The sequence below is a fragment of the Arcicella rigui genome (genome assembly GCF_034929435.1).
Classification (GTDB): domain Bacteria; phylum Bacteroidota; class Bacteroidia; order Cytophagales; family Spirosomataceae; genus Arcicella; species Arcicella rigui.
The window spans coordinates 38,047-51,224 of record NZ_JAYFUM010000018.1; the positions used below are offsets into that span (position 1 = coordinate 38,047).

A 13,178-nucleotide genomic window follows, 5' to 3' on the forward strand; every position below is an offset into this window, starting at 1 on the left:
GTCTTTCCCTCATTCAGTTCAAAATCCTAAAGTCTTCAAGTCCTAAATCTTAAAGTCCTTAATAAAAATGGAAAGAGTAAGAATTACTGACGATGGTTTTACTACTTTATTCAGCAGCGAGTTTAACCAACATTATCATTCTGTTCGTGGTGCTTTAGATGAAACCCAAAGAGTATATATTGAATTGGGTTTATTGGCAAAAATGCAAGAAACAAAAGCTATTTCTATTTTAGAATTGGGCTTTGGTACTGGCTTGAATGCTTTGATGACGGCTTTGGAAGCCGAGAAACAACAAATCAAAATTCACTATACCAGCCTTGAGCCTTTTCCTATTTCTGGAGAAGATGTAAAGTTGCTCAATTTTCAAAATGGTTTAGGAACAGATTTAATTCAAAAACTTCATGAAGTAAACTGGAACGAAAGCGTGGAAATTACGCCGAATTTTACCCTTAAAAAAGTACAAACTACTTTACAGGATTTTAAGGAAAAAGCTATTTTCGACCTTGTTTATTATGATGCTTTTGCTCCATCTTCACAGCCAGAACTCTGGACAGCCGAAATATTTGCACATGTGGCTACTTTTATGAAAAAAGGAGCTTTTCTTACTACTTACTGTTCAAAAACAGTAGTGAGAAGAGCAATGGAATCGGTAGGATTTAAAGTAGAAAAACACTCAGGAATTTGGGGAAAAAGAGAAGTAGTAAGAGCCATTTGGCAATAAAAAAAGGGATTATGAATCAACGCATTCATAATCCCCTTTTGATATTTTCTTAGTTTATTATGCTGATGTTACTTCACAAGGATACCCAAACAAACAATTATCTTTTACCAATTTAGATACTACTTTTGGTACTAATTCTTCCCAACCAGACTCACCCGATTGAATTAATTTAAGTACAGCATCCGTATTGATTTTCAAAAGGTTTTTATCGTAATTCTTAATGTCTGCAAATTTATCATTGTCTTGCAAGTATTGAAACAAACCTTTGAGATGCGATGGTGGCGTAAATTCTTTAGTAGTTACGATTTCACCTTTGGCATTCATCATTGGGTGCAAGTAAAGTTTAATTTTAGGAGCAAACAAAGTAGAGAAAGCCGCCAAAATACCGCCAGAAATATTGGTATAGTGTTTTTCTTCAAAAATATAATCAAGGTTTGGCATACCCAAGATTAAGCCCATTCTCAATTTTGTGAAACTACCCAAGTATTGTACAAGTCTGTAATATTCATGGAAATTAGAAATCAATACAGTATGCCCCAGCGAACATAAAATATCTACTCTATCCAAGAAATCTCTGTCGTTAATTTGTTCGCTTCCTGCTTGTAGATTTTTCAGTGTTAGCTCTGCCAAGAGTACTACTTTATCATCATCTACATCTGGTTCGGCTTCAAATTGTTTCAAACCAGTTTTAATCATATCCAGTGAAACATTCGTTACAGGACGAAAACGCCCACGAACTGCCACGATGTGTTTCTTATAAAAAGCCTCCGAAGGTTGCATTACATTTCCATCTGGGCCAAAAAGTGCGGCATTGGTAAAACCTTTTTTCACCAAATATAAAGACATCAAACGATTATCAACCTCTTTAAAATCTGGGCCGCTAAAACGAATCATATCAATCTCGATACGGTCAGAAGAAAGGTCGTCCATCAAAGATTCTAAAAGAATTTCAGGCTTTTCATGGTAATAAAAACAACCATACATCAAGTTTACACCGATAATCCCCAAAGCTTGTTGTTGTAGCACGTTGTCATTGTCTTTCATTCTTACGTGAATCACAACATCATTGGGAGCACCATTGGGCTGAAGCTGAAAACGTAGCCCAATCCAACCGTGTGGGTCGTTAGTTTTTTGGTAATTCAAAGCTGCAACGGTATCCGCAAAAGCAAAAAATGTACGTTCTGATGCCATTTCGGTCAAACGTACATTTAATAATTTATACTCACGAGTCAGCATTTTCATTAGACGAGCCTCCACTACATATCTACCCGACTCCTCTTCGCCGTAGATTGCATCAGAGAAAGCCATGTCATAAGCAGAAATGGTTTTTGCAATTGTTCCAGATGCTCCGCCAGATTTGAAAAAATTAGCCGCCACATCCTGTCCAGCACCAATCTCTGCAAAAGAGCCATAAATTCGACGGTCAAGATTGATGCGAAGTGCCTTCTGTTTTGTACCTAAATTTCTATCGTAATTTACCATGAAATTATTCTCTTTTATTTATTTGTTTTATCCTTAAAACCACTTCCTAATTTACGATTCTAAGGGCAAATTTTGGTATTTATCTATTAAAAATACAATTCTTTGTTAAAAAATTACTGAAAAATTTTCTCTTTATCAGCTCTATTTACTTAAAAAAAATTACACCAAAAAGTATTTTAGAATCTGTATAAATTACTTGTGTAAAACGACAATCAAGCTATATATATTTTTAGAGGATAAAATCAACGAATAATCCAAGCAGACTTATGATTTATGGAATAAAGTGAGTCCAGCAATGGGGCTTTCCATAATTCTACCAATGCTAAAACCTTTTTCATTTGCTACCCTTCTGAGAATATCAGAGTAATAAAATGCTACCGAACCCGTAAAATGTACGGGATATTCTTGTATGTTTGGGTACTTCGATAAGTACTTTTCAAAGAATAAGCTAAAGGCGTTTCTTGCCAAGTCGAAAGTGAAAGGATGATTGCGATTATCAAAAATAAATTTAGAAAAAGAAGCAAAGTAACGATTTGGAAAAGGTTTTTGGTAGCCATTCTCTAAAATTTCGAGACGGTCTTTTGCTCCAAATCTTTTCTCAAATTTCTCACGAATATCCTGTGGCATTTCTTTATGAAGATAGCTCAACACCAATTGCTTGCCCAAGTACGCCCCACTTCCTTCGTCTCCGAGCCAAAAACCTAAAGGTGGCACTTGAAAGGTAATGGCATTTCCATCGTAAAAACAAGAGTTTGAACCCGTTCCTAAAATACAAGCAATCCCCGCCTCACGTCCACACAAAGCACGAGCCGCCGCAAGCATATCGCTATATATTTCAGTAATTTCAACAGGGGGGAAAAGGGTTTTTATTGCCAAGCGAATAATATCAGCTTTTTCTTCATTTGTTACACCTGTGCCATAATAATACACCTCTGAAACACCTTCATCTTTAGGAAGCGTAGGTAAAAGATTTTTTTCAAGTTCTTCAATAATTGAATTACTTGTTTGATAATATGGATTTAGTCCAATGGTTTTGGCCTGTAAAACACCATTTTTAGTAATGATACGCCAGTCCGTTTTACTTGAACCACTTTCTGCGATTAAAATCATGAGATAAAATTTTGGGAATAAATAATGCAACCATTTTTGGAAAAAATGGGTCAATGTTAGTAGTTAAATTAATTCACCCACAATCGAAAATTTCTCAAATACTTTGTCGGTATGAGGGGCATTTTTGAGTTCTTCGGTAAGGTCTTGTCCAGCCCAATGCTCATAGTGTTTGCCATTTCGCCAAAGCCTTGAAGCACCAACATCATAAATAATTCCTCGAAAAGCTACCCAAATTTCGTCTCGGTCTTGACCATTACGAAGGGCTAATTGAGATTTTGTATATTTTTTTGACATATTATTTTTAATATATTGTATCAAATTTGGGGATTCCAATTTATTTTATCATTTTTAGAGTTCAAAAAATTTACTAATCATAACAGAATAATGAAAAAACTAATTCTATCTTTACCTATACTATTTGCTTTCGTCTTGGTATTCAGTAGTTGCTCAAAAACAACCGTTGAACCTACTGTAAAAGAGAAACTAACAAAGACCTTCAGTGTAAGCATTGCTAAAGAAGGAGGCGTAGAAGTTTATGATAAATCTAAAACCAGCAATACCGCTCCGGGTTATGCTAATTACAAACTTAGTTTATCTTCAACTGGTACGGCTACTCTAACAGCTAAAGATAATACAACTTTTACAGGTACTTGGTCGGTATCAAGCGATAATAAAACTTTAAGTTTGACAGGCTTAAAAACTTCAGCAGGAAGTAATCCTACTGGTACAACAGGAACAATTGAGTTTACCATTGTTACGATTGACGGTACAGGAGCAGCAGTTACCTTAGAATCTCTGCAAGTTGATTTGAAAGCTGGTAGCAAAATTGTTAATTTACAGTTAGTGAATTCTTAAACCAAACATAAATAAGTACCTTTTAGCCATTCTTCACAGAATGGCTTTTTTTGTTTATAATAAAAATCAAAGCTTTACTTATCTCAATCACAAATTCTGAACGTAACTTTGTAGCATGGAAACAAGAACAGAATTAAGTACCATTGGTGAATTTGGCTTGATTAAGTTAATCAATTCAAAATTTGAACTTAAAAATCCAGAATCTCTCAAAGGAATTGGGGATGATGCCGCCATTATTGATACTGCTGGCAAAGAATTGGTAGTTTCAACCGACCTTTTGCTTGAAGGCATACATTTCGATTTAGCTTATACGCCACTCAAACACTTAGGCTATAAAGCCGTAGCCGTAAATGTTTCAGACATTGCGGCGATGAATGCCATTCCAAAACAAATTACGGTAAGTCTCGGACTCAGTAATCGCTTTTCGGTAGAGGCTATCGAAGAATTATATGAAGGTATCAAAATCGCTTGCGATGAATATAAAGTTGATTTAGTCGGTGGCGATACTTCTGCCTCTCGTTCTGGCTTAGTGATTTCAATTACGGCTTTGGGAACTGCCCAAAAAGAAAACATTGTTCAAAGAAACACCGCCAAAGCAAACGATATTATTTGTGTTTCGGGCGACTTAGGAGCGGCTTTTATGGGTTTGCAAACCCTTGAAAGAGAAAAACAAGTATTTTTGGCGAATCCTGATATGCAGCCACAATTGGATAAAGACAAAGATTATGTAATTGAACGCCAATTGAAACCGAATGCTCGTATGGATGTGATTTATGAATTACGAGATTTGGGCGTTGTGCCTACTTCGATGATTGATGTTTCGGACGGATTGGCTTCTGAGCTTTTGCATCTTTGTAAGAATTCGGGAACAGGAGCAGTGATTTTTGAAGATAAAATTCCTATCGACGACCAAACGTATTTGGTAGCCACAGAACTAACTTTCAGCCCAATGACGGCAGCTTTGAATGGTGGAGAAGATTACGAATTACTCTTTACGATAAAGCAAGAAGATTTTGAAACCATCAAAAATATGTCTGATATTAGTTTCTTGGGCTACATGACCAACGACGTAGATGGAGTAAAACTGATGATGAAATCAGGTAGTTTAATCAATGTTACTTCTCCCGGTTTTGAACATTTTTAGATAAATGGTGATTAGAGTTTTTAATTATCAAAAATTTACAAAAAAGGCTTCATTTTTCTGAATGAAGCCTTTTTTGTTTTTTTTATTAACGCTTCTTTTAAGTTGCCATCATCGTAAGTACTCCTAAAAGCATAATAATTTTACAGGCATTACTCAAAAAAGCAAAGTCAGAAGGCTTATCTGCATAAACTAATTTATAAGTAAGAAAGCCCACGGGAATCATCAATAATAAGAAAATATAAGAAAGACGTACATTGTTTAGCTGAACCGATAAGGTAAACAATATTGAAATAAAAACAGCGATAAAAGCAAAGACTAAGTTTTTGGTTCTGGCAATTCCCCAAATAATTGGAAGAGTACGACAACCGTGTCGTTCATCGCCTTTTACGTCTTCCATGTCTTTAATAATTTCACGAATGAGTGTAATAAAAAATGAAAAAGTAGCATACACCCATACTTCTTTTTGATGTCCGGGATAATACACTGCCAAAACTAACAGCGAAAAACCAGTAAGAATTGCCACCATCAAATTACCCCAAAAAGCCAATCTTTTGAGTTTGTTTGCATACAACCACAAACAAAAAACAGCCGCCAAATTCACCAAAGCTACTCTCCTATTCACCAGTAAACCAAGTACGATTCCCGAACCATTAAAAATCTGATTGATTAATAAAGCCCATCTTCTTTTGATATAACGACCAATCACTACACGGTCGGGCTTATTAACGAGGTCGATTTTTATATCATAATAATCGTTGATGATATAGCCCGAAGCGGCTATCAAAACAGTAGCTAAAGAAATTAAGCCTAAGTTTTTCTCAAGAAGTATTTCTTTGAAATGTTCCAAAGACAAAGGCTTGTCGCTAATCAGAAAAAATCTGGTAAAGTATTGTGTAAAAACAATGATGGCTAAATTTGGCCAACGTATCAGTCGGCTAAATCCCAGAATCACTTGCCGATATGTTACTTTCCGAGGAGTTTTTAACATTCTATTATAAGATAAATTTCATTGAAGTAAACAACCGAGAATAAGGATTGAACAATGCTTAAACAACCAAATTTATCCTAATTTCATCCCTTAAAAAACTTTTTTCTTTCACAATAGAGATTTTTTTTTGTTTTTGTTTGTTAGACTTCTGATGAGATATTTCGTAAGGCTCAATTAATACATATCCACAACGTGCGGCGAACCGCTTCAACATTAAGTTAATGAAAATTGGAATTGTTTGTTATCCAACCTACGGAGGCAGTGGCGTAGTTGCCACCGAATTAGGGAAAGCTCTTGCAAAGGCAGGACATGAAGTACATTTTATTACCTATTCACAACCCTCAAGGTTAGATTTTTTTAATGAAAACATCTATTATCACGAAGTAAGTGTTTCAAGCTATCCACTTTTTCAATATTTACCTTATGAATCTGCTTTAGCAAGTAAAATCGTTGATGTTGTTCTCAATGAAAGACTTGATTTACTGCACGTTCACTACGCCATTCCGCACGCTTCGGCAGCTTTTTTGGCAAAGCAAATTTTAAAATCTAAAGGTATTCATATTCCATTTATTACTACGCTACACGGTACAGATATTACTTTGGTTGGTAAAGACCCATCATTTGAACCCGTTGTTACTTTCTCTATCAACGAGTCGGACGGAGTGACGGCTGTATCAGAAAGTTTGAAAAACGATACTTATGAAGAATTTGAAATTCTGAGTCACATTGAAGTAATTCCCAACTTTATAGATTTAGAACGTTTTAAAAAATTAAGAAAAGACCACTTTAAAATTGCAATTTGCCCGAATGGAGAAAAACTACTGATGCACACTTCCAATTTTAGAAAAGTAAAAAGAATTGAAGATGTAGTTCATGTATTTCATAAAGTAAATCAAAAAATTCCTTCAAAACTTTTATTAGTGGGCGATGGGCCTGAACGTACTTCTATTGAAATGCTTTGTAGAGAATTGGGCGTTCAGCAAGATGTAAGATTTTTGGGGAAATTAGATGTAATAGAAGAAGTACTTTCGTTGGCAGATTTATTCTTGTTGACTTCTGAAAAAGAGAGTTTTGGCTTGGCAGCTTTAGAAGCTATGGCTTGCGAAGTACCAATTATTTCTTCGGATGCAGGAGGTTTGCCAGAAGTAAATTTACACGGAGTAACGGGCTATGTTTCAAAAATTGGCGATACCGACGATATGGCAAAAAATGCGATTTCTATTTTGGAAGACGACGAAGTATTAGCACGTTTCAAACATAACGCTCATGAACGTGCAAAGGAGTTCGACATTGCCAATATCCTTCCTTTGTACGAACGTTACTACGAAAAAATAACAGCAAAAAGCTGGAAATTTCCAACCCAAATGCTTCAAGAAGTGTTTCATTAAATAAATGTGAATCATTCGGTAAACTTATCACTTGGTAAAAACTTGACTTTTATCAAGTGATAGATATAATTATTCTAACAATCATTTTTATTGATTTTAGTCATTGCTAAAAACTTTTTTTCTATTAAAGAGTAGTCATCAACAAAAAAAATGTCGGGAAATTAGTGATAAAAGGCGAACCAACGTAATTAAAAGTTCAGTATCTTTGTCGTTATAATTCAACAAAACAAAGGGTATTAAGCAATTTATATTAAATTAATACAATTATTACGCTAACCCCCCTTACTTATCCAAATTAGTATTATGGAAGCGAAACAACAAAAAATTAGACCTAAAAACAGTGGCTCTAAACAACTATTTGAAAACCCAATTTTAGAAAAACTTTCCCACACCCATATTGCAATTCCTGTTTCTTTGTTTTTTGTAGCTGGGGCAGTTTTAGGGGTTTATGCTTTTACTTATACGTCTTTAGCCAACTGGGCCATTGGTTCATTATTCCTCACAGGAGCTATTTCATTTACGTTTATCGAGTACTGGGTTCATAGAAGTGTGTATCACATCGAACCTACTACCGAAGGAAGAGCCAAATTTCAGTACATTGCTCATGGTGTTCACCATGAATATCCAAAAGACAAAACCCGCTTGGCGATGCCTCCGATTATTGCAGTCATTGTAGCTGCATCGCTTTTCGCTGTGTTTTTCTTATTAATGGGCGAAGCAGCTTATGCTTTCTTTCCGGGTTTTATTTGGGGATATGCCGCTTATTTATTGGTACATTACTGCGTTCATGCGTATGCACCCCCAAAAAACTTCATGAAACAATTATGGATTAACCACGCCGTACACCATTATAAGGATGGCAATGCGGTTTTCGGAGTATCTTCTCCACTTTGGGATTATGTATTTGGCACGATGGCTACAATGGATAAATCAAAAGTATCAGAGAATTTATAAGAAATATTTAATTCCACTCAAACTCCGCAAGATAAGATTGTTTCTTGCGGAGTTTTTTATTTTATCTTTGAACCAATATCTTATTTATAACATCCATGAAAATATTACTTATTGAAGATGAACCCAAAACCTTACAGTCGCTCAGACAAGGACTGGAAGAAAATGGCTTTGAAGTGGACATTGCTTACGATGGTACTATCGGCAAGCACCTTGCCCGTAAAAATCAATACCAAATTATTGTCACGGATATTATTATGCCCGGCATCAACGGGCTTGAACTCTGCAAGCAACTGCGTAACGAAGGCGTTACTACGCCAATATTGATGCTTACCGCTATGGGAAGTATTCAAGAAAAATTGATGGGTTTTGATGCAGGAGCAGACGATTACTTGGTAAAACCCTTTGACTTTCTGGAATTATTAGCCCGAATAAAAGTACTCAGTAAACGTACTCACATCAATAGCAGCAGTCAGCAAGGAAATATTCTAACCTATAATAATTTAGAAATGAATCTGGATGCCCACGTTGTAACAAGAGCAGGCAATAAAATCGACCTTACAGCAAGGGAATTTGCTTTGTTGGAGTACTTGTTGCGTAATCAAGAAAAGGTGATTTCTAAAGCAGATATTGCCGAAAAAGTTTGGGACAGCCGCTTCGAAATGGGAACAAATGTCATTGAAGTTTTTATGACGATGCTTCGTAAAAAAATTGATAAAAACTACGATACCAAACTTATTCATACGCAGTACGGTGTAGGATATGTGTTGAAAGCTGAAGAGTAGCCAAGCTTCATAAACGATTTTAAAACTTCTTTTTAGAGATAAATTATGCAAATCAGAGCAAAACTTACCTTACAATTTACACTTTTGGTGTCGGTAATTGTATTGGCAATTTTTATCGTTATTTATGGTTTACGCTATAATTATGTAAAAGAAGAGTTTTATAAACGTCTGACACAAAAAGCTTCTACTTCTGCCGAACTTTTGGTGACGATTAATGAAGTAAACTCCAAGCTCCTCAAGAAAATCAACCAAACCAACAACGACGTTCTGTATCGTGAAAGCCTAATTATTTATGACTACGAAAATTTAGAAGTATATGCCAGCAACGATACCAGTGGTTTTAAAATTACCTCCGAAATGCTCAATCAAGTACGAAAAGAGCGTATTTCAAGGTTTACACAAGGTGATTTTAAAATTGTAGGGATTTTGTATCGAGATAGATTCAACAGAGTTGTTACAATTGCTGGTGCGGTGGATTTATCTGGCGAGAAAGATTTAAAAAATCTTCAAAATACCATGTTTAGCTTGTTTTTCATTGTAGTGGCTGTGGCGGCTGTGGCGGGTTGGTATTTTTCGGTAAGAGCTTTGTCGCCTATTTCGGCTGTTATTCAACAAGTAAAAAATATTTATCCACAAAACGTCAATCAAAGACTTACGATTCAGAATCCAAAAGATGAAATCGGACAACTAACCGCTACTTTCAACGAACTTTTAGAAAGAATCAGTGAAGTATTCCGTTTGCAGAATTTATTTATTTCAAATGTTTCGCATGAAATGAAAAATCCACTGATGAAAATAGGTTCGCAGATTGACGTTACTTTGCTGAAAAGTAGAAGTGAAGAACAGTATTTAGCTACGCTTCATTCGGTAAGACAGGATATTCGTGAATTAGGGCAATTGTCGAATACTTTGCTCGAATTAGCCAAAGTAAGTGACCTAAATCACAGCCTTATGTACGATGAAGTACGGCTCGATGAAATTATTTGGGAAGCTGGCGACCTGTTGCTACAAGCTGAAAAAGATTATCAAGTACAAGTAAATTTCACGAGTGAATTAGAAGAAGATTCTCAATTAGTGATTCAAGGAAATGCACCTTTATTAAAAACAGCTTTTGTTAACTTGATGGAAAATGGCTGTAAGTTTTCAGACAATCACTTGGTAAAAGTAAGTATTTGCTTTTTGGATAGTTACATAGAAGTACAATTTCAAAACAAAGGAACGATGGCTCAAAGCGAAATTGCTTTGGTATTCGAGCCATTTTACCGAAGTCAAAATACAGCCAATATCAAAGGTTATGGCGTAGGTTTATCTTTGGTAAATCGTATCGTAAAACTACACGGAGGCAGTATCAACGCCCATTGTACCGAAAACAATACTTTCTTTACGGTGCGTCTTCCCTATTCTGTGGGTAATGGCAAGTAATTCAGCACTTTCACTTCTGCAATATCATCACAAGTATTGTATAAATTTTGGATAGTTTTTTTCAAGGTTGGATGCTCAAAATCTGGAGCGATTTCCTGCAAAGGCACTAAAACAAAATTACGTTCTTGCATCAATGGATGCGGAATCACCAAGTCGGGCAAGTTGATGACGGCATCGCCATAAAAAATTATATCGACATCAATTAGTCTTGCTCCCCATTTTTCTTTTCGTACTCTTCCCAATAAATCTTCAATTTGTTGGGTTTGTTTTAGTAGCTCAACAGCAGGCAAAAGCGTATCAACCGCAAGGGCAATATTCAAATAATTGGGCTGATTCTCTACGCCCCAAGGAGCCGTTTCGTAGTATTTTGAACACAAAATAATTTTCCCAACACGCTCTTCGATGGCTTGCATTGCATTTTCAAGAATTTCTTTGCTATTTCCTAAATTTGAGCCTAAAAGTAGGTAAGTAGTTTGGAGATTTAGTATTTCCATTGTATTTTTAGTTGAACATCTTTCTTGTAGTTTAAAGCTATTTCAAACTTACAAACTGAACCATTTCAGTTCGATAAAACATCTGAACCTAAGTATTTGCCTGAGTTTACGTTACAAAGATTTACAAAGATTCGCTAATTTCATCATTAATCCTTCAAATACCTACCATGAAAAATGTCACAAAAGGCTCTATTCTTATCTCCGAACCCTTTTTAAAAGACCCTCATTTTGGTCGTAGTGTGGTGCTAATTTGCGAACATGAGACTAATCAAGGCTCTTTTGGACTTATTCTAAACCAAACTTCTAATCTCAATCTTGATGATGTATTAGAAGAAAACATCTACCCAGATGTTCCATTATTTGTGGGTGGGCCCGTGCATCATAATACTTTGCATTATGTGCATCGCCGTCCGGATTTAATTGATGGCGGAATAGAAATCATGGAAGGCGTTACTTGGGGAGGGAATTTCCAACAAGTAAAAACTTTGTTGAATAATGGCGTTTTATCGCCTAAGGATATTCGCTGTTTTATTGGTTATTCTGGCTGGGAAGAATACCAATTAGATAACGAACTAAAAAAAGACTCGTGGATTGTATCTAAAACAACGGCTGATTTTATTTTTGATACTCCCACCGAACATTTCTGGCGAACGATGCTCAAAGAAATGGGGGGTTCATTTAAAGTATTGGCCAATTACCCAAGCGACCCACGTTTGAATTAAGAAAATTTGATGAATACTCACGAAGATATTCCAACACATTCAATTATTTATAGTCGTCCCACAGACCAACTTTTGTTATTATTAGGAGGTCTGGGGACGTTTTTATATGTTATCATTTTTCTGATAAAGACAGCCTATTTTACGGCTTTTACATTTTTGATATTAAGTATCTTTTTGGTTTACAAATACTTAGACAACAGTAAAGCAAAACCCAAACTTATCCTTAGTAAAGAAGGGATTCAATTCATTGGACAGCCTTTTGTGTCTTGGGCTTTTGTTCATGGACTCCGAATTCGTTCGGATGTAAAAGGGAATACTTATTCCGAAACTTTAGTTTTTACCAATAATGGTAGAATTCAAGAAATACCATTGGCACAATTAGACATCAGTTCTTGGCAATTAGAACAACTCTTTGAACAATATCAAGATAGTTTTAGAGAAAGCCTTACGGAAGATTCAGAGCTTTATTGAGTATTGTATCATAAAACACCTTTTTGAGCAAATTATTATTGTTATATTTGTATGGAAAATAAAACAAACATTTAAAGCTATGGCAATTGAAATAGTTGATAATTACAAAAGTTTAGTTGCTAACATTGGGCAGTTAATTGAAGTTTCGGGTTATAGAAACGATTATATTGCCCACAAAATAGGAATTTCTCCCACTACTTTTTCTGTCAAAAAAGGTAGAGGTTCATTTTCTCTTGATGATATAGAAAAAATCATTAAGGTCATTGAAAATGAAGACGTAGAAAACTATTTAATGTTGGAAATTATGAAGTCGAGAAAAGATGACGAGAATGTTCCTTACAGCGAAGCTAAAAAATTACTTGGATGGAAATAATTTTAAAACGTAAGTTTATTAAGGAAGCTGGAAAATTACCATCAAAGGTTCAAAAGTCTATCCGTGACATTATTGATACTTTAGAACGTTCGGAAAGCTTGGAGACATCGGGAGTTGATTATATTGCTATGGAAGGACAACAAAAAGGAGATAATTATTATCGAATTAGGGTTGGTCAATGGCGGATTGGAATTCAGTATGTTGAACCTTCTTTGATATTTATAACAGTACTTAGTCGTGGTGATGTTTACAAAAAATTCCCACCCAAATAA

The 13,178-nt window shown here is 35.4% G+C and carries 16 protein-coding genes; 11 read left to right on the plus strand and 5 right to left on the minus strand.

Annotated elements, in window-relative coordinates; genetic code table 11:
- The first annotated feature begins 67 nt into the window (after positions 1-67).
- Positions 68-721 (plus strand): tRNA (5-methylaminomethyl-2-thiouridine)(34)-methyltransferase MnmD, encoded by a 654-nt coding sequence (mnmD, locus tag VB248_RS15100; RefSeq protein ID WP_323297633.1) that lies wholly within the window; start codon positions 68-70, stop codon positions 719-721.
- Between the two features lie 57 nt (positions 722-778).
- Here mnmD and VB248_RS15105 read toward each other — a convergent pair whose 3' ends face one another.
- From VB248_RS15105 to VB248_RS15115, 3 genes are all read right to left on the minus strand, one after another.
- Entirely contained in the window at positions 779-2,203 is a 1,425-nt protein-coding gene (locus VB248_RS15105; protein ID WP_323297634.1) for a TonB-dependent receptor, read from the minus strand.
- 264 nt (positions 2,204-2,467) lie between these two features.
- Positions 2,468-3,313, minus strand: a complete 846-nt coding sequence (locus VB248_RS15110; RefSeq protein ID WP_323297635.1) for an N-acetylglucosamine kinase — start codon at positions 3,311-3,313, stop codon at positions 2,468-2,470.
- Positions 3,314-3,376: 63 nt separating this feature from the next.
- Positions 3,377-3,607, minus strand: a complete 231-nt coding sequence (locus VB248_RS15115) for a cytochrome b5 domain-containing protein (RefSeq protein WP_323297636.1) — start codon at positions 3,605-3,607, stop codon at positions 3,377-3,379.
- Between the two features lie 90 nt (positions 3,608-3,697).
- On the opposite strand from VB248_RS15115, the gene VB248_RS15120 reads away from it, so the two are divergent.
- Positions 3,698-4,168: a hypothetical protein gene (locus VB248_RS15120; protein WP_323297637.1), complete on the plus strand. Its 471-nt coding sequence runs from the start codon at positions 3,698-3,700 to the stop codon at positions 4,166-4,168.
- Between the two features lie 115 nt (positions 4,169-4,283).
- Positions 4,284-5,312, plus strand: a complete 1,029-nt coding sequence (gene thiL, locus VB248_RS15125) for a thiamine-phosphate kinase (RefSeq protein ID WP_323297638.1) — start codon at positions 4,284-4,286, stop codon at positions 5,310-5,312.
- Positions 5,313-5,409: 97 nt separating this feature from the next.
- Here thiL and VB248_RS15130 read toward each other — a convergent pair whose 3' ends face one another.
- On the minus strand, positions 5,410-6,300 hold the full coding sequence (locus tag VB248_RS15130) for a geranylgeranylglycerol-phosphate geranylgeranyltransferase (protein ID WP_323297639.1): 891 nt from the start codon (positions 6,298-6,300) through the stop codon (positions 5,410-5,412).
- 221 nt (positions 6,301-6,521) lie between these two features.
- Between VB248_RS15130 and bshA the strand changes: the two genes are divergently transcribed.
- The 4 genes from bshA to VB248_RS15150 all read left to right on the plus strand — a co-directional run bounded on the left by bshA (position 6,522) and on the right by VB248_RS15150 (position 10,846).
- Positions 6,522-7,688, plus strand: a complete 1,167-nt coding sequence (bshA, locus tag VB248_RS15135) for an N-acetyl-alpha-D-glucosaminyl L-malate synthase BshA (protein ID WP_323297640.1) — start codon at positions 6,522-6,524, stop codon at positions 7,686-7,688.
- Positions 7,689-7,991: 303 nt separating this feature from the next.
- The gene (locus tag VB248_RS15140; protein WP_323297641.1) at positions 7,992-8,642 is read left to right on the plus strand and encodes a sterol desaturase family protein; all 651 of its coding nucleotides are present in this window, start codon (positions 7,992-7,994) and stop codon (positions 8,640-8,642) included.
- A 95-nt stretch (positions 8,643-8,737) separates the two neighbouring features.
- Entirely contained in the window at positions 8,738-9,424 is a 687-nt protein-coding gene (locus tag VB248_RS15145; RefSeq protein ID WP_323297642.1) for a response regulator transcription factor, read from the plus strand.
- Between the two features lie 45 nt (positions 9,425-9,469).
- A complete protein-coding gene (locus VB248_RS15150; protein WP_323297643.1) occupies positions 9,470-10,846 on the plus strand; it encodes a HAMP domain-containing sensor histidine kinase in 1,377 nt (458 codons plus the stop codon).
- Here VB248_RS15150 and folK read toward each other — a convergent pair.
- Positions 10,822-11,340, minus strand: coding sequence for a 2-amino-4-hydroxy-6-hydroxymethyldihydropteridine diphosphokinase (folK, locus tag VB248_RS15155; protein WP_323297644.1), 519 nt, complete (start codon positions 11,338-11,340; stop codon positions 10,822-10,824). The two genes, VB248_RS15150 and folK, sit on opposite strands and share 25 nt — an antisense overlap.
- 167 nt (positions 11,341-11,507) lie before the next feature.
- Here folK and VB248_RS15160 point away from each other — a divergent pair, with 167 nt between their 5' ends.
- The 4 genes from VB248_RS15160 (at position 11,508) to VB248_RS15175 (ending at position 13,178) form a co-directional block, all read left to right on the plus strand.
- On the plus strand, positions 11,508-12,062 hold the full coding sequence (locus VB248_RS15160; RefSeq protein WP_323297645.1) for a YqgE/AlgH family protein: 555 nt from the start codon (positions 11,508-11,510) through the stop codon (positions 12,060-12,062).
- A gap of 9 nt (positions 12,063-12,071) precedes the next feature.
- On the plus strand, positions 12,072-12,533 hold the full coding sequence (locus VB248_RS15165; RefSeq protein ID WP_323297646.1) for a hypothetical protein: 462 nt from the start codon (positions 12,072-12,074) through the stop codon (positions 12,531-12,533).
- A gap of 79 nt (positions 12,534-12,612) precedes the next feature.
- Positions 12,613-12,906 (plus strand): hypothetical protein, encoded by a 294-nt coding sequence (locus VB248_RS15170; protein ID WP_323297647.1) that lies wholly within the window; start codon positions 12,613-12,615, stop codon positions 12,904-12,906.
- Positions 12,897-13,178 (plus strand): type II toxin-antitoxin system RelE family toxin, encoded by a 282-nt coding sequence (locus tag VB248_RS15175; protein WP_323297648.1) that lies wholly within the window; start codon positions 12,897-12,899, stop codon positions 13,176-13,178. The genes VB248_RS15170 and VB248_RS15175 overlap by 10 nt, the downstream gene beginning before the upstream one ends.

What these genes read in the sequence shown, in the direction of transcription:
- mnmD (WP_323297633.1), top strand. Translation starts at nt 68, where the DNA reads ATGGAAAGAGTAAGAATTACTGACGATGGTTTTACTACTTTATTCAGC.
- VB248_RS15120 (WP_323297637.1), top strand. Translation starts at nt 3,698, where the DNA reads ATGAAAAAACTAATTCTATCTTTACCTATACTATTTGCTTTCGTCTTG.
- VB248_RS15140 (WP_323297641.1), top strand. Translation starts at nt 7,992, where the DNA reads ATGGAAGCGAAACAACAAAAAATTAGACCTAAAAACAGTGGCTCTAAA.
- VB248_RS15165 (WP_323297646.1), top strand. Translation starts at nt 12,072, where the DNA reads ATGAATACTCACGAAGATATTCCAACACATTCAATTATTTATAGTCGT.
- folK (WP_323297644.1), bottom strand. Translation starts at nt 11,340, where the DNA reads ATGGAAATACTAAATCTCCAAACTACTTACCTACTTTTAGGCTCAAAT.
- VB248_RS15170 (WP_323297647.1), top strand. Translation starts at nt 12,613, where the DNA reads ATGGCAATTGAAATAGTTGATAATTACAAAAGTTTAGTTGCTAACATT.
- VB248_RS15115 (WP_323297636.1), bottom strand. Translation starts at nt 3,607, where the DNA reads ATGTCAAAAAAATATACAAAATCTCAATTAGCCCTTCGTAATGGTCAA.
- VB248_RS15145 (WP_323297642.1), top strand. Translation starts at nt 8,738, where the DNA reads ATGAAAATATTACTTATTGAAGATGAACCCAAAACCTTACAGTCGCTC.
- VB248_RS15150 (WP_323297643.1), top strand. Translation starts at nt 9,470, where the DNA reads ATGCAAATCAGAGCAAAACTTACCTTACAATTTACACTTTTGGTGTCG.
- VB248_RS15110 (WP_323297635.1), bottom strand. Translation starts at nt 3,313, where the DNA reads ATGATTTTAATCGCAGAAAGTGGTTCAAGTAAAACGGACTGGCGTATC.
- VB248_RS15175 (WP_323297648.1), top strand. Translation starts at nt 12,897, where the DNA reads ATGGAAATAATTTTAAAACGTAAGTTTATTAAGGAAGCTGGAAAATTA.
- VB248_RS15160 (WP_323297645.1), top strand. Translation starts at nt 11,508, where the DNA reads ATGAAAAATGTCACAAAAGGCTCTATTCTTATCTCCGAACCCTTTTTA.
- bshA (WP_323297640.1), top strand. Translation starts at nt 6,522, where the DNA reads ATGAAAATTGGAATTGTTTGTTATCCAACCTACGGAGGCAGTGGCGTA.
- thiL (WP_323297638.1), top strand. Translation starts at nt 4,284, where the DNA reads ATGGAAACAAGAACAGAATTAAGTACCATTGGTGAATTTGGCTTGATT.
- VB248_RS15105 (WP_323297634.1), bottom strand. Translation starts at nt 2,203, where the DNA reads ATGGTAAATTACGATAGAAATTTAGGTACAAAACAGAAGGCACTTCGC.
- VB248_RS15130 (WP_323297639.1), bottom strand. Translation starts at nt 6,300, where the DNA reads ATGTTAAAAACTCCTCGGAAAGTAACATATCGGCAAGTGATTCTGGGA.